Consider the following 18,468-nt stretch of genomic DNA (forward strand, 5'->3'; position numbering starts at 1 on the left):
TTCAGCCCGCCGGCGCCGTGCCGTGCACTCCCAGGTAGTGTGAGCCCAGGTTGGGGTTTTCCGGCAGCTGGGTGTTGATTTCATAGAGCCGCTCGTAGCGGGTTTCCTTGATCAGCCACTTGCCGTTCACCCTCTCGTAGCTGTCCCAGTACAGGGCGGTACCGGTAGTGTGGTGCTGGTTGGCCAGAATCCACATGTGGTCCGCCAGGTACCAGATGCCGCGGGCTTCGGTGGCGCTGAGGATTTCGATCTCCGGCTGGTGGCCGTTGTGGTGGCCCACCGACGCCTTGGTGAAGGCGTGCTGGATGTTGTCCAGGTAGGCCTGGCGGCCTTCCACCTTCCACTCGTAGTGGCCGCCGATGAAGTGCACCAGCACATCGTCGTGGAACAGGGTGGCCAGCTCGTCCAGGTTGGCGGTGTCGATACAGCGGAAATACGCGTGCTTGAGCTGCTTGATGGCCTCGATATCCATCAGCTGCTGGATATTGCGGCGCAGGCCTTCCAGGTCGGTGCCGTCGGCCTCCAGCGGCAGGCCGCCGCCCATGTTCATGTTCTGCTTGTTCAGTACCTGGCGCTGTTCGCTCATGGTCGATCCTCCGTTTACGTGCGACCAGTGTACGGAGGGGGCGCCAGGCGGTTAAGTGCCGCGCGCGCCAGCGGGGGCTAGATAGTTAAGCCGTTGCCGGCAAAAAAAGCCCGGCGCGGGGCCGGGCACAGGTAAAACGCTTACTGGATGCCGAAGTGGCCGGCTGTTTCGTCCAGCGCCATGCCCAGCTTCTCGATCAGGATGTCGATTTCGCCGGTGGAGCACACCAGGGGCGGTGCCATGATCATGGCGTCGCCGGTCTGGCGCACCATCAGGCCGTTGCTGTTGGCGCGGTCGCGGCAGTACACGGCGCCGGCGCTTTCCGGCGCCAGGCGCTCGCGGCTGCCTTTGTCCTTCACCAGTTCCAGCGCGGCAAACATGCCTTCGCCGCGCACCTGGCCCACGATGGGGTGGCCTTCAAACTCGCGCAGGCGGCGCTGGAAGTGGGGGGCCACTTCGCTGGCGGCGGTTTCGATGATGTTGCTTTCCCGCAGGATTTTGAGGGTGGCGATGCCCGCCGCGCAGGCGGCGGGGTGGCCGGAGTAGGTGAGGCCGTGGGTGAACTCGCCACCGCCGGCCAGCAGCACATCGGCCACGGTGTCGCCCACCATCACGCCGCCCAGGGGCATGTAGCCGTTGGTGATGGCCTTGGCGAAGGTCATCAGGTGGGGCTTCATGCCGTAGGTTTCGCTGCCAAACCATTTGCCGGTGCGGCCAAAGCCGCAGATCACTTCGTCGGCAATCAGCAGGATGTCGCGCTCGTCGCAGATGCGCTGCACCTCCGGCCAGTAGTTGGACGGCGGAATGATTACCCCGCCGGCGCCCTGCACTGGCTCGGCGATGAAGGCGGCAACTTTGTCTTCACCCAGCTCGTCGATTTTGGCTTCCAACTCGCGCGCCACCTGCACGCCGTAGTCTTCCGGGCTCAGGTCGCCGCCGTTTTCAAACCAGTGCGGCTGGTTGATGTGGTGTACGTAATCAAGGCCAATCACCTGCTTGTGCATGGGCGCCATGCCGCCGAGGGAGCCTGCGGCAATGGTAGAGCCGTGATAGGCGTTCTTGCGGCTGATGATCAGCTTCTTCTCGGGCTTGCCGATCAGGTCGTAGTAGCGGTGCACCAGGCGGATGTTGGTGTCGTTTGCCTCGGAGCCGGAGTTGGTGAAGAACACATGGTTGAACTGGGCCGGGGTGACCTCCGCCAGCAGTTGCGCCAGCTCCACTGCCGGCTGGTTGGAGCATTTGAAGAAGTTGTTGTAGAAGGGCAGTTCCTGCAACTGGCGGTACACGGCGTCTACGATCTGCTGCTGGCTGTAGCCTAGGTTGCAGCACCACAGGCCGGACATGCCATCGAGCATGGTGTTGCCGTCGGTGTCGTGGATGTAAATGTGCTCGGCGCGATTGACGATGCGCCCGCCCTGCTCGGCGTAGGTGTGCAGGTCGGTAAAGGGGTGCAGGTGGTGGGCGCGGTCGAGCTGTTTGAGCGCGGCGCTGTCTGCGGTTGTGTTCATGGCCTGTCCTCCGGTGCCAGTGCCCTGCGGGCGGCTCGCCGCGGCGCCGGGACTCTACCCGGAAGTGTTATAGTCGCGGTTTGCGGTTCGGTGTTTAATGCTGTGATCATAAGTCTGTCACAGCGCTCACTTTTCGCCATTACCCCAAAGGTGGTGTTTTGGCAGGTCTCAAGTAACCGCGTAACGACATAAAGATGGAAGCAATCATCATGGCTGACAGCGGCGAACGCCTGCAGGCCTTTCTCGACGCCCACCCGGACATTGAAGTGTTCGAGGTCATTCTCCCCGATATCGCCGGCGGTTTGCGCGGCAAATGGGTCACCCGCGACAAAATCCACAGCGTGCTGGCGGGGGAGCTGAAGCTGCCCGCCAGTTCCCTGGCCTTTGATGTGTTTGGCCGCGATGTGGAAGCCCTGGTGTTCGACACCGGCGATGGCGACAGCTACTGCGAGGCGGACATCGACACCCTGGTGCCGGTGCCCTGGGCCAGCCGCCCCACCGGGCAGATCATGATGTCCATGCGCGACCCCGAGGGCACCCCGAGCCCCCTGGATACCCGTTTTTTGCTGGAAGGGCTGGTGAACCGCTGCAAGGCGCTGGGCTACACGCCGGTGATGGCCAGCGAAATGGAGTTCTACCTGCTCAAGGACGGTGAGGACGACCTGGGCCGGCCCCTGCACACCCAGACCGACCGCGTGGGCGGCGTTACCTGCGCCGGCCAGACCTACAGCCTGGACACCATGGCGGAGATGGGCGAGGTGATGCACGCCATGCGCGATGCCGCCACCGCCCAGCAGCTGCCGGTGGATACCCTCACCAAGGAGAGCGCGCCCTCCCAGTACGAGATCAACCTGCTGCACTGCGACGACGCCCTGATCGCCGCCGACCAGGCCATCATGCTGCAGCGGGCCATTCGCGGTGTGGCGCGCGAACACGGCCTGCTGGCCACCTTCATGGCCAAGCCCTTTGGCGACCTGGCTGGCAGCGGCATGCACGTGCACTGCAGCCTGGTGGATGCCGAGGGCAACAACGTGTTTGACGATGGCACCGGCATGGGCACGCCCCTGCTGCGCCAGGCCATTGCCGGCTGCATGGCGGCCATGGCCGACAGCATGCTGCTGCTGGCGCCCAACCTGAATTCCTATCGCCGCTTCCAGCGCGACTCCCATGCCCCGCTGGCCCCCTGCTGGGGCTACGAGAACCGTACGGTGTCGCTGCGGGTGCCCGCGGATGCGCCCACCGCCACCCGGCTCGAGCACCGGGTCGCCGGGGCCGATGCCCACCCCCACCTGGTGCTGGCGGCGATTCTGGCCGGCATGCTGCACGGTATCGAGAACCAGTTGGAGGCGCCGGACCCGCTGGAGGGCAACGCCTACGAGCAGGTGCCCCCCAGTCTGCCCCGGCACTGGCCGGAGGCCATCGAGGCCTTTTCCAACTCCGACTTCATCCGCGAGTATTTTGGCGCTGAGTTCCAGCGTGTCTACACGCTGATCAAGCAGCAGGAGATGGATGAGTTCGACCGCCAGGTCACGCCGCTGGAGTACGACGCCAGCCTCTGAGCAAGAAGAGGCTGGCGAGGGCCGTTACTCCCAGCTCAACCCCACCCGCATGCCAAAGGTGCGCGGGCGCTTGGGGCCAAAGAAGTGGGACGGCACCAAACCACCGTTGTTGTTCTGGCCGTCCCAGGTGAATTCGTCGGTGAGGTTTTCGACGTAGGCTTGCACGTACCAGTTGTCGTTGGATTCGTAGCCCACCCGCAGGGCGGATTCGGCGTAGTCGTCGATCTTGGTTTCGCTCAAGTCTTCCCAGCCGCCGCCGCGCTCGCTTTCCCAGAACACCTCCAGGCTGCCGGTGAGGTAGCCGCCAGACAGCGGGTAGCGGCCATCCAGCACCGCCGCGCCGGACCACTCCGGTGCCCAGAACAGGCGGCTGCCCTCGCAGCCGTTGGGGTCTTCCAGGCCGCAGATGGACTGCAGCTCGGTGGCCTCGGCGTCGAGGTAGGACAGGGCCAGATAGAACTCGAAGTACTCGCTGAGGCGGGTGGTGAGCGAGCCCTCCACGCCCCAGGACTCCACCTCGCCCACGTTCTCCACCAGGGCCGCGCCGCCATCGGCGATCACTACCTGCAGGTCCTGGTACTCGTAGTAGAAGGCGGTCAGGTCCACGTTGGCGTTGCCGTTGAACCAGGAATCCTTGTAGCCGACTTCCCAGGAATCCACCGTTTCCGGGTCGAACTGGTTGGGCAAAAAGCCGTCGGCCTGAACGAGATCGGTGTTGCCGATGGCCGGCTCGCCGGCGGCGTTGTTGCCGAGGTTAAAGCTGCCGAAGCCGCCGGATTTAAAGCCCTCGGTAAAGCTGGCAAACAGCAGCATGTCGTCGGTGGGGCGGTACTTGGCCATCACCCGCAGGGTGGTGTCGTCCCAGCTCTGGGTGTCGCTGATAAAGCCATCGGTGGAGAAGCCATAGGCCCAGTAGGGGCCAAGCTCGCTCTCGGGCGTGGGCACCGACAGGGCAAAGTCCTTCTCGTCGTCGGTGTAGCGCACGCCCACTTCCACATCGAAATTGTCGGTGATGTAGTAGTCCAGGTTGACGTAGGTGGCCCAGCCGGAATAGTCGCCCTTGATGCGCCCGGTTTCGCGTAGCAGCCCGTCGGCGGCGGGTGAAAAGCTGGAGCCGTAGTAGGCGTACAGGTCCTCACAGCCGGAGAAGGTCATGCCGGCGTTGTAGTAGGCGCCGTAGTACTGGCACATAAAGTCTTCTTCGCCGATAAAGCCGAATTTGGCGTCGATGCTCTCTTTGTAATAGCTCACCCCGGCGTACCAGGACAGGGGGCCCTCGGTGTTGGAGGTCAGGCGCAATTCCTGCTGGAAGTAGTCGCCGGTCTGGTCCTGTTGGTAGTTGTTGATGTTCAGCGGGGTGCCGTCGTAGTCCTCGCTGTAGTAGTAGTCGTGGTCTTTGTAGCCGGTGTTGGAGGTGAGGGTGGCAAAGTCGAGGTCGTAGTCGATGGCCAGGCCCAGGGTGAGGATGTCGGCGGTGTCGTCATCGCCAACGGTGCGGTCGGAGTCGATGTCCTCGTCGCTGCCACCCAGTGTCACGCCGCCCAGGGCGCTATCGAAGGCCTCCCAGATGTCGCCCTCATCGATGGCGCGGTACATGGAGCCGCTCTGCTCCCGGTCTTCGTATTCCACCAGGGTGTTGACGGACAGGCGGTGGGCCTCGAAGGCGGTGGACCAGCGCAGGGCCCACTTGTCGTGCTCGATCACATCATCGCCGTCGAACACGTTCTTGGCGAAGCCGTCCTCGGTGGAATAGTAGCCCGCCAGGCGCATGGCAAAGGTGTCGCCCATCGGCAGGTTGATGGCGCCCTCGGCCACGCCGTGGTTGCGCTCGCCCACGTCCAGGTCGACGTAGCCGTCGCTGCTGCCAATTTCCGCCTTGCGGGTGTGCACGCTCACCGCGCCGCCGATGGAGTTGCGGCCGAAGAGGAAGCCCTGTGGCCCGCGCAGAATTTCGGCCCGTTCGATGTCGTAAAGGCTGGTAACGGCGGAGCCGTTGCGTCCTTCGTACAGGTCGTTCTTGAAGAATGCGGCGGAAGGGTCGCCGCCCACGCCAAAGTCCTGGGTGCGCACACCGCGCACGCTGATGGCGTCGATGAAGCTGTCCTGGCTGTTGCCGGTAATGCCCGGGGTGTAGGACACCAGGTCCTTCACGTCGTTGAGGTTGACCTTATTGACAAAGTCGCCGGAGAGGGCGGTGATGGCCAGGGGCACATCCTGTACTGATTCGCTGCGCTTGGTGGCGGTGACCACCACCTCTTCCAGCGACTGGCCGAAGGCAGGCGCTCCCAGCGCCGTGGCCATGACTGCGGCGGAAACCGCCCGCGCCAGGGTGGTTTTGCCTCCAGCGTGCAGCGCTGTCCGTCCGCCAACGTTTGCCGCCTTACCCATGCCTGCTTTCCCCGTTTTGTTGGTGTAATAAGTCTATCTGCCATTCGGGTCTGCCAGGCGTGGCGCTCGGACCCGATAGGGCGCTGGCAACAATATACTCCCAAGCGTGCCAATTGCCCTGCGCTGCTTACTGTGACTTATTTACGGCATGGGCTTGCGTCTTTCCGGGGCCACAAATCAAGCGCAGGCGCTAATTGAGGGGGTCGGGCTTGACGGCGCTCACGAACAGGTGCTCGTTGCCGGCGTACAGGCCTTCCTTGCGTTGCTTGTCCAATCGGCTGAGGTCTTTGCTGCGTATTGCCGAGCTGGTTTCAGCCGCTTCCGCTTCGCTGATCCCCAGTCCCATCAAGATGTGCTTGCCCATCAACAGCGCAGATTCAAAAGTCTCACGCACGATGTAGGTGGGGTGCCTGTCGAAGAGCTTCAAAGCGTGGTGCCGATCACGTGCGCGTACATACAGTGGCACGTCCGGATGGGCAGCGCGTACTTCATCGACAATGCGCGTAGTGGCTTCCTCGCGATCAGTGCACACGACCACGGCATCTACCTTGTCCAGCCCGGCTATGCGCAGAATGTCCCTTCGTGTGCCATCGCCAAAGTGAACGCGAAAGCCAAAGCGCCGCGCATCATCAATGCGCTGGGCATCGTGATCGAGAATGGTCACGTCCAGCCCCCGAGCAAACAGGGGTTGGGAGACAATCTGGCCGAATCGCCCAAAGCCGATAACAAGCAGGCGGCCGTTGGCGTCGGAGAAGTCCTCGTCCATGGTGGCCTTCTGGCCGGTGCTTGCCAGCAGCAACGGCTCAAGTCGGGCAGTGAGTGAAGACAGTGCCATGGACACGGCCACCACGGCGATGAGGACGGACGACAGGGTTGTCGGTAACAGGCCCGCTGCGGCAGCGCTGGCAAACAGGACAAAACCGAACTCGCCGTGTTGCGGCAGTGCCAGCGCAACCTTGACGGAGGTAGCGTGTTCATTGCGAAAGGCGCGGCTGACCCCATAGATGGCCAGACCCTTGATAAGCATAGTGCAGGGGGCGATGGCAAGAATGAGATACCAGTATTGCACGATGACATCCAGATCAAGACTCAGTCCGACTGCCATGAAAAACAGCCCGAGAAACAACCCTCGAAATGGTTCGATATTGGCCTCTACCTCGTGTCGAAAAGTCGATTCCGCCAACATCACGCCAGCCAGGAACGATCCCATGGCGTAGGACATGCCGACAACATCCATCAGTAGTGCAGCACCGATCACTACCCCCAGCGCCGCGGCAGTCATGATTTCGGGCATGCGAGATTTTGCCAACAGGGCGAACACGCTATCGAGTGCATAGCGCCCAATCAGTATCAACAGCAGGATTGCCGCCAACACCGTGGCGATGCCCATTAGCAGGTCGCCGACCTGGGGCTGCTCGGCGACTGAAGCGAGCAGGCTAACCATCAATAGCAGGGGCACAATGGCCAAATCCTGCAGCAGCAGAATGCCGAAGGATTTGCGGCCATAGGCGGTGTGGCGCTCATTGCGCTCGTCCAACTGACTCATGACAATGGCGGTGGATGACAGTGCGAGCCCCAGTCCGACAATGAGGGCGGTTTTTCCAGACAGACCAAACGCCAATGCGGCACCACCAAGGATGGCGCCACAACCGAGCATTTGCGCCGTTCCCAGCCCGAAGATGTCGCCGCGCATGCGCCACAGGTTTTGTGGTTTCAGCTCAAGCCCGATCACAAACAGGAACAGCACAACACCGAATTCCGAGAAATGCAGTAATTCCTCGGGATGTTCCGAGAAGTTCCCCGCGAACAGCAAATTAACAACCAGCCCTGCGATCAAATACCCGAGTATCGAACCTAACCCCAGGCGCTTGAATAATGGAGTCAGCGCGCACGCTGCGACGATCAGCGCCAATGTATGCCAGAACATCAGCTCAAGGGCTGATGGTGTGTATTGAAGGATATCCAAAGTCAGTCTTCTCCCTGCTCGCGTACCTGTTCCCCAGGCAGGGGGATGAACTCGATGTCATCGCCCGGCACCTTCGGAAACCGATCTTCCCGCCAGTCGTCTTTTGCCTGTTCAATCCGCTCTTTGCGACTGGATGCGAAATTCCATTCCAGGTAGCGGTGGCTCATTGCCGCGCCACCCACAAGGGCAATAATCGCGTCGGAGTCGGCCCGTAGCACTATGCCGGCTTTAGCGGACAAGGCGGCCATGGCGTGCTCCGGCACCAGGGTGTCACCAATGGTCACCTGCCCCTGTATCACATAGACGGCTCTTTCCTCCGCTTCGGGTAGCGGTATTGACTGGGCTGCCTTGAGTCGCGCTTCAAAGTACAGTGTTTCGGCAAAGGTTTTTACCGGTGAGGTAACACCGAATGCGGAGCCCATCATTACCCTTGCGGGTACACCGGCAACATCGACCTGGGGAATATCCCTGGCGGGGTAATGATAAAAGGCAGGGTCAATTTCCTCGTCCGCCTCTGGCAGTGCCAGCCAAAGCTGCAGGCCGTGCAGCCGGTGATGGCTGGCATTGACTTCAGGGCGTTCTCGCTCGGAGTGAACAATGCCCCGCCCGGCCACCATCAGGTTGATGTCACCGGGATGAATTGCCATCTCGGTACCGAGTGAATCGCGGTGCAGTATCTCGCCTTCGAACAGATAGCTCACCGTTGCGAGGTTGATATGGGGATGAGGTCGTACATTGATGCCTTTGCCCGCAGCGAATTCGGCTGGCCCCATATGGTCGAAAAAAATCCACGGCCCCACTTTGCCCAGCTTGCCCGAAGGCAGCATTCTCCGGACAGAAAACCCACCCAGATCCCGATCCCGGGGTTTGATCAGCAGTGTTACCGCCGGGCAGCCCGAACCATAGTCACATTCGGATTCCAGATGTTCTGATGGTGTGTTCATGATGATTCCTCTTTTTATTGCTTGGGTGCATCCAGATACCTGTGCCTATCTGTCGGCTATCTGTTGTTGGCTATCTGCTGTCGGGTAAAATCCGCGAATCCTTGTAGGAAACTGACAAGAAGGGATGCCATTTTCTCGTCCTGTAATTTGCCGTCTGAGCGGAATGCCTGCTGCGCATGGGATAATTGCAACCGGCTTCCGTGGTAGTCCCGCGTGGCGAGTGCGCGCAATACCGGTAGCCAGGCGGACTGCGCGCAGAGGGTGCCCCAGCCGCCCGGAGTCGCGCCAATTACCGCTGTAGGCCGTTCGAAGAATACTGCCTTCATATCAGCCCGTGAGAGCCAGTCGATCCCGTTTTTCATTACGCCGGGTATCCCGTTATTGTATTCAGGGGTAACCAGCAGCAGCCCATCGCAGCTGACAATGCGCTGCTTTAATTGCAGAACGGCTTCGGGGACGCCCTGCTCGGCTTCTGTATCTCCATCGTAAAGTGGGATGCCGTGCAAGGTGGCCACCTCTACTGTCACGCCATTGGGGGCCAGTCGGCGCGCTTCGTGAGCTAGTTGAGTGTTGAACGAAGCCTGGCGAAGGCTGCCGGAAAGTGCGAGCAAGGTAACGGGAACTATGGCCATGGCTTTACTTTACTCCGTGCTCACTGGTGATGATTGCGCCTGCCTCCAGCACACGGGTGACAGGCGTCTTGGCAGCAATGTCCAGCAGGCGTTGTTTTTGTTCGTCATCGAGCGTAGCGCTGGTGTAGAACGTGCGGTGAATACTGGGGCGACCATCATCGGTATAGGTGAGTGTCAGGTCCGCTTCGAAATTGCCAAGGTCCCATCCTTTGCGTTCGGCGTACATCTGTAACGTGATTGCGGTGCAGGACGACAGCGCTGCAAGGTACAAGTCAAAGGGGGCGGGGCCGCTGTCGCCCCCACCCAGCGCAATGGGCTCATCGGCAATCAATGTGTGCCTGCCCATGGTGATGCGGTGGGCGTAGGCGGGGCCAGTGGCTGCAACATGGTTCGTTCTGGGCTTTGACATATGAGTACCTGTGTTTCAGAGGACGGGTTGTACACTATTCCGGCTTGGCCGATGCAGGTGGTGTGGCGGACGGCCCATCGCATCGCTATCTTCGGATGAGCGGCTCAATCGGTCATGACGTTGGAATTGGCAGCTCAGAATTTCCATTCAGCTTGTGCCTTCAGAAAGGCGGCGTTTTTACCGCCTGCATTGTCAATTACGTCACCCGCAAAAAAATAACTGTAGCTCAAACTGATCCCCAAATGACGGCTCCACTGGTGTTCGACGGCTATCGAGGGCGAATGGGCGACAAAACTGCCAGCCGCATTTTCGGTTCCGGCCAGTGGGCGCAATCCGCGAACATAAACGGCATCGCCTTTTTCGAGGCGCCAGAATAAGTTCCAGTTGATCTCGATATTCGTTTTTGTGGCTACTGACCAAATAACCTCAGGTTTCACATTATAAAAATTTTGCGGTGCATAGATAGCGGCATCTTCGAAGTAGGCCAAGTTCGGGAACATGGGGTTAAATGTCTGCAGCCTACCGTCTTCAGGATCGGCGTCGCCACTGGCGATATTGAGGCTCAAGGCAACCCTCCGCTCGCCAAGGCCGCTGGCGAAGCGATAGCCAATATAGCTTGCCATAGTCCATGCCCGAATATCTGAATCGGCAAAATCGCCAAACTGATAGAGCGCTTCAATATCCCAGTCCCAGGAGCTGGCGTTACCGAACAGTCGTGCCCCAACGGAATGCCGGGTTTCATCACCAATACCCTGCACATAAACGGCGTCATTGCGCTTCAAGCCCAGGTAGTAGATATCGGCCCTTGTAATTGTTCCTGCCCAGGAGCTGGTGATTCCCCATACCGAATGATCGCTTTGGCTGCTATTGTCAAACGCACCGTCTTCTACCTCCACTTCCTGGAGATAGAAGACGCGCCAGTCCGTACCCCGGTGATTTACATCCAAACGTAGGCCATCGTACGAACGCCGAACATTCGACGCATCCCTGGTGCCCAAGAGTCTCGCCGAGCCCAAAGCCATTTCCTGGCGGCCCAATCGCAACCGCGTGGCATTGGCCTGCCAATCAAAGAATGCTTGGCTTACTGCTGCTTTGTCTTTATCGAATATTCCGGAGTTAATGTCGCCGCTTGCGTCAGCATAGTCCGCGCTCAATTCGAAAAACGCGCGGCCGCTGTCCGACAGTTGAACATCTGCGTGTCCATAGAAGCGTTGCAACCACTGAGCACCGTCCTGTGCTTCGGTAAGGCCAAAGAGGTCATTGTTGTAGCCATTCACACGGCTTCGCACAGAGCCCCCAATAGAGATATACCCCTCAACTGCTGGCGTTGAAAATGGCGCATATTTCAGTCTTTCGTAGGCGGTTGGTTTCGTCTTTTTGGCGAGATAACGATACTCTTCGTTCCAGCGAAATGCCTCGAAAGGTGGGCCATCAGATGCCTCGGCAGAGGCTAGGGTGAAGATGGCTAGCCATTGCCAACGCAACAGGGCCCGCGGCATGGCACTGCCCGTTTTTGGCGTCAGCAACGCAGTGACGTTTTCCATTCATTGCCTCTGGGCCAACTACCAACCGTCCGCAAGGACGGGTGGTAGTGAATGGGCTCAGTGCGCTTGGGCGCTAGCGATACTTGTCCAACTGCGTTTCCGGGCCCGACTTGGCAATGGCCTGCGCTTTGTCGTAGCTCTCCATCAGGCATTTGTATTCCGGGCAGATATGGTCCGAAATAATCTGGGCGAATTGTGATCCTTCTGGCCGGTTCCAGGTTTGCATCAACTCTGCGACGATGGCAAATGTATCAGTGGGGATCGCTCCTGCCTGCGCCACTCTGGCGATGGTGGCGTCTGTGGCGATTTTGTTCCAGTTACCGGAGGCATCCACTACGCAGTAGGCTTTATAGCCTTCGGCCATGGCGGTGATGGCGGGAAAGGCCATGCAAACGCTGGTCAGGGTGCCGGCAATGATCAGCGTTTTGCGCCCGCTCTTTTTCACTGCGTCGGTAAACAGGGGGTTGTCCCAGGTATTGATTTGTCCGGTGCGTGGAATGTACTGGGCATGGGGGGCGTATTGGTGGATTTCGGGGATCAGCGGCCCGTTGGGCCCGTCGGGTACAGAGGCCGTGGTCAGTACCGGTATGTCGAGCAGGGTTGCGGTTTTAGCCAGGGCGATCACATAGTTGCGCAGGTCGGGAACGGGCAGGTCACGAACGACATTGAACAGGCCGCTTTGGTGATCGATCAGCAGCATGATGGCGTCGTTGGGGTCTATCATCACGTTATGGGATGTCATAGCACTCTCCTTTTATGACAAAAGCAGGGCGTTGTGGTTAATGTCCAGTTCAACCGCCCGCGTATTGAACCGGGTTTAGAAATTACTGGTGGCAACTAGGCGGGCATTGCACCAAAGCGCCCAGCGTTGAAATCGCGAATCGCCTGCTGGATTTCGGCGCGGGTGTTCATTACAAAAGGGCCGTAGCCGACGACAGGCTCATCCAGCGGCTCGCCGCTAAGCAGCAACACGGTGGTATCGGACACTACGTCGAAGGTCAGCTCGCTGCCTTCGCGCTCCATGACGGCCATTTCCGCCGCGCCCAGTGTGTGTTGGTTGTCCAGCTTGAGTTCGCCGCTGAGTACGAACAAGGCGGATGTGTGTCCCTCTGGGAGGGCAAAGCTCACCGCAGTGCCGCCCAGCAGACGTAGATCCCAGACATTCATCGGCGTGAACGTGGTCACCGGGCCGCCGACGCCGGCGTAGTCGCCGGCGATAATGCGGGCATGTCCGGCACCGTTGGCCAGCGGTACCTGGGGAATCTGGCTGGCGCCCACGCCCTGGTAGCGGGGGGGCGACATTTTGTCACTGGCAGGCAGGTTCACCCACAACTGCACCATCTCGAAGGGGCCACCCTGGTCGGCGTATTCCTCACTGTGGAATTCTTCATGGAGGATGCCGGACGCTGCTGTCATCCACTGCACATCGCCCGGGCCGATGGTGCCCCCACCGCCCGATGAGTCGCGGTGCGACACGCCACCCTGGTAGACGATGGTCACTGTCTCGAACCCGCGGTGGGGGTGTTGCCCCACACCGAGTTTACGTTTGGTTGCTGGAAAATCGGCCGGCCCGGCGTAATCCAGCAGCAGGAAGGGGGACATTTCATCTGCAATATCGTTGTAGGAGAAAATGCTGCGTACCGGAAAGCCATCGCCAACCCAGTGGCTGCCGGTGCTGCGCTTGATGAATGCGAGTTTTTTCATGGCCGTATTCCGTGTCACTATCTATAAGCAGCGTAAGACACGATTCCGGGTTGCGTTAGGTGCTAAATTGTAAAAATACTTTCCATGTGGTTGGAAAATGGATCTGAACGATACGGCGGTTTTTGTCAAAGTGGTCGAGGCGGGCAGTTTTACCGAAGCGGCCCGTCGCCTGGGTATACCGGTATCGACGGTGAGCAACCGGGTGGCGCGGTTGGAAAAGGACTTACAGGCCACGCTGTTGCGGCGCACCACGCGCCGCATGCACCTGACCGAGGCAGGGCAGGTGTACTTTGATCATGCTGCCGCTGGACTGGACTATCTGTTGGCGGCGCGAGAGGCACTCAGCGAAGTATCTACAGCGCCGGTAGGGCGCCTTCGGGTCAGCGCTCCGGTTGATGTCGGCGACCATATTCTGGCGGCGATTGTTCGGCTCATGCGCGAACAGCACCCGAAAGTTGATCTGGAGTTCGTGCTGACCAATCGCTATGTCGATCTTGTAGCGGAGGGCATTGATGTGGCCATTCGTACCGGCAGGCTAAAGGATTCGTCGCTGATTGCCAAAAGAGTCGGTATGGCGCGATGGGTGCTGTTTGCCAGCCGGGATTATCTCGCGTCCTGTACTCACACGCTGAAATCGCCTGAGGGCCTGCGCCGCCATCGTTGCCTGCAATTCACCCCGATGGGTAAGGGCGCCTGGACCTTCACCAATGGCGAGGCCAGCGTCACGGTGCCGCTGTCAGGTAGCGTGATGGTCAATGACGTCGGCGTGATCCACGCCATGTTATTGAAGGGCGAGGGAGTCGCGCTTCTTCCCACTTACCTATGTCGCGGCAAGGCTGCGTCGGACGCTATTGTGCCGGTACTGCCTGAGTGGACGGCCAGTGAAGACCCTATATCGATGGTGTTTCCCCGTCAGCAGTTTATGCCTCCCAAGCTGCGCGCGTTTATCGACATAGCCTCCCAGGAATTTCGGGAGCGGCTCACGTTGCCTTGATGCCCTGTGCCTCCAACGCCTCGCGCATCGGCGCCAGCTGCCGCTCGTAGTGGCGCCAGCGGCCGATGGAGCGGGTGTGGGCCGGTTCGCGCACCTGGGTGGCGCTGGCGGTGCTGACGGCGCTGTCCTGCAGGTGAAAGTCGAGGCAGGCGTCTTCCCAGGGCAGGCCGAGGTGTGCGATGAGGGCGCGGGCGTTGGGTTCGAGGTGGCGGGCGGTGTCTTCGTAGTGGATGTCGAAGATGCGCCCCGGGAAGCGTTCGCGCCAGCAGTCCATGAGTCTGCGGTAGCGGGCGTGGTGGCGCGCCATTTCGCCCTGTTCGTAGGAGTGCAGGTAGGCGTCGGCAAACAGTTGCTTGAAGCTGGCGAAGCAGGCGTCCATCGGGTTGCGGACCAGGTGGATGATTTTGGCGTTGGGCAGGGCGGCCAGTATCAGCGGAATCATCAGGTAGTTCTGCGGCAGCTTGTCGACAAAGCGGGGGGTGTTGCCGCGCATGCGCGCGCTGCTTTGCAGGTACAGCCTGCCGACCTGGGCCGGCGCCAGGGTTTGCGCCGCGGCAAACAGCTCGGCGGAGAAGCGCTGGGGTTTGGCGTAGCCAGACAGGCGCCGCAGGGCGAGGGAAAACTGCTGCAACTCGCCGGCGGAGTGTACCTGTGAATGGCTGGTGATAATGCGCTCCACCAGAGTGGTGCCGGTGCGCGGCTGGCCGAGGACAAAGATGGGGGCGTTGTCCGGCTCGCCGGGGGGCAGCCCGGCCAGCCACTCGGGGGTGTAGTGGGTTTGCAGAAAGTCGAACAGGGCCTTTTCGCCGGCCTCGTCGTAGTCCACCGTTTCGCGCCGCGCCGCGGCGCCCTCGCTGAAGGCGGCAAAGGCCTCGTCCCAGCGTTTTAAGTCTTCCAGCTCCTTGCCGATGGCGTAGGCATAGAAGGCCCGCGCCCGCGGGTTGTGGCGGTGGCGGCCCAGCAGCGTGCGCAGGGTGAGAATGTGGCTGTCATCGGTTGCCTTGCGCGCGCTGGCCAGGGCCCAGTGCGCCTGCGGGCTGTCGGGCTGCAGCTGGATGATGTCGCGAAAGATGGCATCGGCCCGTTCGTTGTCGCCGTGGTACACGAGGTTGTTGGCGAGGTTCAGCATGAAGGGCGGGTGCTGCGGGCGGGCGGTATTGGCGCGGCCGAAAAAGGCCTGTGCAGCGCCGTGCTCTCCCATCTGCGACAGGGTGGTGCCGATCAGGTCCAGCACGGTGGGGTCGGTGGGCTGGATGCGGCGGGTTTCGCGCAGGGCGGCATCGGCGCGGTTCACCTGGCCTTCGCTCATGTACAGCCGGGCCAGCTGGGCCCAGGCGGCGGCGTGGTTCGGGTCCAGCTTCACCACCGACTGGAAGGCATTGAAGGCGGTGCGCCGCTCATGCGTGTGCAGCCCCAGCAGGCCCACCAGGAAATGGGCGGGCACCAGATCCTGCTGCTGTTGCAGGGCCTGTTGTGCGCAGCGGCCGGTGGTTTCAACGTCGCCGCGCTCCAGCGCGGCAAAGCCCTCGCGCAGCAGGGCTTGCAGGTTCGTAGCGCTGCTCACGTGGGCGGGGGCGGCTGCATGTAGGCCACCAGCGTGTCGCCGCCGGCGTAGTCCTTGGCGCTCATCAGTGAATCCAGGAAGAGGTAGAACAGCTCCGCCTGTGAGCTGACCTCCAGCTTGGCGTAGGCGTGCTTGCGGTGCAGCTTGACCGTCTCGATGGAGATGGAAAGCCGTTCCGCCACGGTTTTGGTGCTGTGCCCGTGCAGTACCAGGTTGATCACCTGGGCTTCGCGGTCGGTCAGCAGGGATTCGCCAAAGTGCTGCAGGGCCTGGTGCAACTGCGCGCGCAGGTCCACCGTGTCGGCGGTTTCGGCCACCGAGGTCATGTCCCAGTGGTGCTGGCACAGGCTTTCGATCACCGGCAGTATGTCATCCAGCACCCTTACCTGGGCGGCGCTGAAGCTGCTGCGCGGGTCTATCTTGCCCAGGGCAATGTTCAGGAAGGCGCCTTCCCCCAGGCTGACGACATAGCCGCATTCGTCCTGGTAGCCGCAGTTGCGATACCAGTTTTTGTAGTACTCGCTGTCCTTGAAGCCGGTGGGGGCCAGTTCGCGCAGCCGAAACAGGCCAAAGCGCTGTTCGGTGCCGGCAATGTAGAACGGGTCCAGCAGGAAGGGGCCAAGCACAAACTGGGACAGGGTGCTGGCGTCGCTGCCCTCGGGCACCTCGAAGTGGGCCACCACCGGGTAGGTGCGCTCGGGGTAGAACAGCACCGTGGCATCGTCAATGGGCACCAGTGCGCGCAGGGTGTGCACCAGTTGCTGCGGGAAGTGTTCCTCACCGACGTGGTTGATCAGCAGGGCGAGTTGCTGGCTGTAGTGGGCGAGGTCGCTCATCGCGGTGCGGGCCTTGTGCGTAAACGCCGTGATTCAGACGGCTTGCTGGGTCGAGGCGGCATCATAGCGCACTTGCGCGCAGAGCTTAATTTGCCGCGCTGGCCAGCCAGTCGAAAAAGGTCTGGTTGACCCGGCTCAGCCGGGCGCCGCTGCGCTTGGCCAGGGCCATGGACAGGCGCGCGCCACCGGCCAGTGGCACGCCGACAATGCCGCGTTCCTGCTCGGCGAGCACGGCCAGGCCGATGGTGGTGCCAATGCCCTGGCGCACCATGCTCACCAGCAGCGGCAGGAAGTTGCTCTGGATGCGAAACTCCGGCTGCACCCCGGCCGTGCGGCACAGGCGGTCGAGCTGGTCGCGAATGAAGTAGCCGCTTTCGTAGATCACCATCGGGCTGGCGTGCAGGTCTTCGATGGGTATTTCCCGCCGTCGGGCCCAGGGATGGCGGCGATGCATGCACAGCAGGATGGGCTGTTCCAGCACCGGCACGCGCTCCAGGGCGGCCTCTTCTGGTTCGCCCTCTTCGCTGATCACGCCCAGTTCCAGTTCGCCGCGCAGCAGGGCGGCGCGAATGTCGGTGGTGCCGCGCTGGCTGACACTGGCGCTGAGGCCGGGATGCTGGGCCAGGAAGCTGCCCAGCAAGGCGGGCAGGTGGTAGGTGGCGAGCATGGAGGGGCAGCTGACGGTAAGCTCCCCGCGCAGCAGCTGGCGGCGCTCCCCCAGGCTGTGCTTGAGGTCTTCCACCTCGCCAAGAATAGCCTCGGCCCGCCACTGCAGCTCGCGCCCTTCGGCGGTGCACTGCACCTGTCGCCCGCTGCGATCCAGCAGTGGCAGGCCGAGTTCTTCTTCCAGCTTGCGCACGGCAATGCTCACTGCCGGCTGTGCCATGTGCAGCTGCTGCGCCGCCTGGCTGAAGCTGGCGCAGCGGGCCACGGTGCTGAAGATATGCAATTTGCGCAGGTCCATCGGTTGATATTAAAAATATATGGTATTGATAAACAACATATATTTAATAAATAATCGGCCTTCTGCTACCGTCCTGCTTTTACCGACCCGTACCCACCTTTATTCACCCGAACTTACAGATCGCGGAGCACACCATGGCACAGGCAAAATCCTGGCAGAAACTGAATTGGCAGGACCCCTTCCTGCTGGAGCAGCAACTCACCGACGAACAGCGCATGGTGCAGCTCAGCGCCGCCCAGTACGCCCAGAGCCAGCTTGCCCCGCGGGTGCGCGAGGCCTTTCGCGCGGAGCACACGGACCTCGCCATCTTCCGCGAAATGGGCGAGATGGGCCTGCTGGGGGCCACGATCAGCGGCTACGGCTGCCCCGGCGTGGACTACATCAGCTACGGCCTGATCGCCCGCGAAGTGGAGCGGGTGGACTCCGGCTACCGCTCCATGATGAGCGTGCAGTCGTCCCTGGTGATGTACCCCATCTATGCCTACGGCACCGAGGCCCAGCGCGAGAAGTACCTGCCGAAACTGGCCAGCGGCGAGTGGATCGGCTGCTTTGGCCTGACCGAGCCGGACCACGGCTCCGACCCCGGCTCCATGATCACCCGCGCCCGCAGCGTGGACGGCGGCTATCAACTCTCTGGCGCCAAAATGTGGATCACCAACAGCCCGGTGGCGGATGTGTTCGTGGTGTGGGCCAAAACCGACGATGGCAAGATTCGCGGTTTTGTGTTGGAGAAGGGCATGGCCGGCCTGTCGGCGCCGAAGATCGAGGGCAAGCTGGCCCTGCGCGCCTCCATCACCGGCGAGATCGTGATGGATGAAGTGTTTGTGCCGGAAGAGAACCTGCTGCCCAACGTGGAGGGCCTGAAGGGCC

16 protein-coding genes are annotated in these 18,468 nt (G+C 61.3%); 3 read left to right on the forward strand and 13 right to left on the reverse strand.

From position 1 onward, the window contains the following. Position 1: 1 nt before the first annotated feature. Together DDZ17_RS17365 and DDZ17_RS17370 are read right to left on the reverse strand one after the other, a co-directional pair. On the reverse strand, positions 2-586 hold the full coding sequence (locus DDZ17_RS17365; RefSeq protein ID WP_116368219.1) for a nuclear transport factor 2 family protein: 585 nt from the start codon (positions 584-586) through the stop codon (positions 2-4). Between the two features lie 140 nt (positions 587-726). After that, positions 727-2,094, reverse strand: a complete 1,368-nt coding sequence (locus DDZ17_RS17370; protein ID WP_116368220.1) for an aspartate aminotransferase family protein — start codon at positions 2,092-2,094, stop codon at positions 727-729. A 194-nt stretch (positions 2,095-2,288) separates the two neighbouring features. On the opposite strand from DDZ17_RS17370, the gene DDZ17_RS17375 reads away from it, so the two are divergent. Next, on the forward strand, positions 2,289-3,653 hold the full coding sequence (locus DDZ17_RS17375; RefSeq protein ID WP_241505935.1) for a glutamine synthetase family protein: 1,365 nt from the start codon (positions 2,289-2,291) through the stop codon (positions 3,651-3,653). Between the two features lie 24 nt (positions 3,654-3,677). Here the strand turns inward: DDZ17_RS17375 and DDZ17_RS17380 are convergent, their stop codons facing one another. The 8 genes from DDZ17_RS17380 to DDZ17_RS17415 form a co-directional block, all read right to left on the reverse strand. Then, entirely contained in the window at positions 3,678-6,041 is a 2,364-nt protein-coding gene (locus DDZ17_RS17380; RefSeq protein ID WP_241505936.1) for a TonB-dependent receptor, read from the reverse strand. 190 nt (positions 6,042-6,231) lie between these two features. Continuing rightward, positions 6,232-8,007, reverse strand: a complete 1,776-nt coding sequence (locus DDZ17_RS17385) for a monovalent cation:proton antiporter-2 (CPA2) family protein (RefSeq protein WP_116368223.1) — start codon at positions 8,005-8,007, stop codon at positions 6,232-6,234. Positions 8,008-8,009: 2 nt separating this feature from the next. Next, the gene (locus DDZ17_RS17390) at positions 8,010-8,951 is read right to left on the reverse strand and encodes a pirin family protein (RefSeq protein WP_116368224.1); all 942 of its coding nucleotides are present in this window, start codon (positions 8,949-8,951) and stop codon (positions 8,010-8,012) included. A 56-nt stretch (positions 8,952-9,007) separates the two neighbouring features. Beyond that, positions 9,008-9,583: an NADPH-dependent FMN reductase gene (locus tag DDZ17_RS17395; protein ID WP_116368225.1), complete on the reverse strand. Its 576-nt coding sequence runs from the start codon at positions 9,581-9,583 to the stop codon at positions 9,008-9,010. A 4-nt stretch (positions 9,584-9,587) separates the two neighbouring features. Further along, positions 9,588-9,992 carry an OsmC family protein gene (locus DDZ17_RS17400; RefSeq protein WP_116368226.1) on the reverse strand — a complete coding sequence of 135 codons (405 nt, stop codon included), beginning with the start codon at positions 9,990-9,992 and terminating at the stop codon, positions 9,588-9,590. Between the two features lie 134 nt (positions 9,993-10,126). Next, a complete protein-coding gene (locus DDZ17_RS17405) occupies positions 10,127-11,536 on the reverse strand; it encodes an alginate export family protein (protein ID WP_116368227.1) in 1,410 nt (469 codons plus the stop codon). Between the two features lie 73 nt (positions 11,537-11,609). Then, positions 11,610-12,278, reverse strand: coding sequence for an isochorismatase family protein (locus DDZ17_RS17410; RefSeq protein ID WP_116368228.1), 669 nt, complete (start codon positions 12,276-12,278; stop codon positions 11,610-11,612). A gap of 95 nt (positions 12,279-12,373) precedes the next feature. After that, positions 12,374-13,240: a pirin family protein gene (locus DDZ17_RS17415; protein WP_116368229.1), complete on the reverse strand. Its 867-nt coding sequence runs from the start codon at positions 13,238-13,240 to the stop codon at positions 12,374-12,376. A gap of 97 nt (positions 13,241-13,337) precedes the next feature. Here DDZ17_RS17415 and DDZ17_RS17420 point away from each other — a divergent pair, with 97 nt between their 5' ends. Then, positions 13,338-14,234 carry a LysR family transcriptional regulator gene (locus DDZ17_RS17420; protein WP_116368230.1) on the forward strand — a complete coding sequence of 299 codons (897 nt, stop codon included), beginning with the start codon at positions 13,338-13,340 and terminating at the stop codon, positions 14,232-14,234. Here the strand turns inward: DDZ17_RS17420 and DDZ17_RS17425 are convergent. From DDZ17_RS17425 to DDZ17_RS17435, 3 genes are all read right to left on the reverse strand, one after another. Further along, positions 14,221-15,798 carry a tetratricopeptide repeat-containing sulfotransferase family protein gene (locus DDZ17_RS17425; protein ID WP_116368231.1) on the reverse strand — a complete coding sequence of 526 codons (1,578 nt, stop codon included), beginning with the start codon at positions 15,796-15,798 and terminating at the stop codon, positions 14,221-14,223. The two genes, DDZ17_RS17420 and DDZ17_RS17425, sit on opposite strands and share 14 nt — an antisense overlap. Further along, entirely contained in the window at positions 15,795-16,634 is an 840-nt protein-coding gene (locus tag DDZ17_RS17430) for a helix-turn-helix transcriptional regulator (RefSeq protein ID WP_116368232.1), read from the reverse strand. Before DDZ17_RS17430 ends, DDZ17_RS17425 begins: the two co-directional genes overlap by 4 nt. A gap of 85 nt (positions 16,635-16,719) precedes the next feature. Continuing rightward, entirely contained in the window at positions 16,720-17,598 is an 879-nt protein-coding gene (locus DDZ17_RS17435) for a LysR family transcriptional regulator (protein ID WP_116368233.1), read from the reverse strand. A gap of 134 nt (positions 17,599-17,732) precedes the next feature. Between DDZ17_RS17435 and DDZ17_RS17440 the strand changes: the two genes are divergently transcribed. Next, on the forward strand, positions 17,733-18,468 hold a 736-nt coding region (locus DDZ17_RS17440), incomplete at its 3' end, for an acyl-CoA dehydrogenase family protein (RefSeq protein ID WP_193940617.1).

The sequence above is a fragment of the Parahaliea mediterranea genome, from assembly GCF_003402235.1.
GTDB classification, from domain to species: domain Bacteria; phylum Pseudomonadota; class Gammaproteobacteria; order Pseudomonadales; family Halieaceae; genus Parahaliea; species Parahaliea mediterranea.

Bases quoted from the DNA above. Each gene is read 5' to 3' on its own strand.
- DDZ17_RS17365 (WP_116368219.1), bottom strand. From the start codon at position 586: ATGAGCGAACAGCGCCAGGTACTGAACAAGCAGAACATGAACATGGGC.
- DDZ17_RS17370 (WP_116368220.1), bottom strand. From the start codon at position 2,094: ATGAACACAACCGCAGACAGCGCCGCGCTCAAACAGCTCGACCGCGCC.
- DDZ17_RS17375 (WP_241505935.1), top strand. From the start codon at position 2,289: ATGGAAGCAATCATCATGGCTGACAGCGGCGAACGCCTGCAGGCCTTT.
- DDZ17_RS17380 (WP_241505936.1), bottom strand. From the start codon at position 6,041: ATGGGTAAGGCGGCAAACGTTGGCGGACGGACAGCGCTGCACGCTGGA.
- DDZ17_RS17390 (WP_116368224.1), bottom strand. From the start codon at position 8,951: ATGAACACACCATCAGAACATCTGGAATCCGAATGTGACTATGGTTCG.
- DDZ17_RS17395 (WP_116368225.1), bottom strand. From the start codon at position 9,583: ATGGCCATAGTTCCCGTTACCTTGCTCGCACTTTCCGGCAGCCTTCGC.
- DDZ17_RS17400 (WP_116368226.1), bottom strand. From the start codon at position 9,992: ATGTCAAAGCCCAGAACGAACCATGTTGCAGCCACTGGCCCCGCCTAC.
- DDZ17_RS17405 (WP_116368227.1), bottom strand. From the start codon at position 11,536: ATGGAAAACGTCACTGCGTTGCTGACGCCAAAAACGGGCAGTGCCATG.
- DDZ17_RS17410 (WP_116368228.1), bottom strand. From the start codon at position 12,278: ATGACATCCCATAACGTGATGATAGACCCCAACGACGCCATCATGCTG.
- DDZ17_RS17415 (WP_116368229.1), bottom strand. From the start codon at position 13,240: ATGAAAAAACTCGCATTCATCAAGCGCAGCACCGGCAGCCACTGGGTT.
- DDZ17_RS17420 (WP_116368230.1), top strand. From the start codon at position 13,338: ATGGATCTGAACGATACGGCGGTTTTTGTCAAAGTGGTCGAGGCGGGC.
- DDZ17_RS17430 (WP_116368232.1), bottom strand. From the start codon at position 16,634: ATGAGCGACCTCGCCCACTACAGCCAGCAACTCGCCCTGCTGATCAAC.
- DDZ17_RS17435 (WP_116368233.1), bottom strand. From the start codon at position 17,598: ATGGACCTGCGCAAATTGCATATCTTCAGCACCGTGGCCCGCTGCGCC.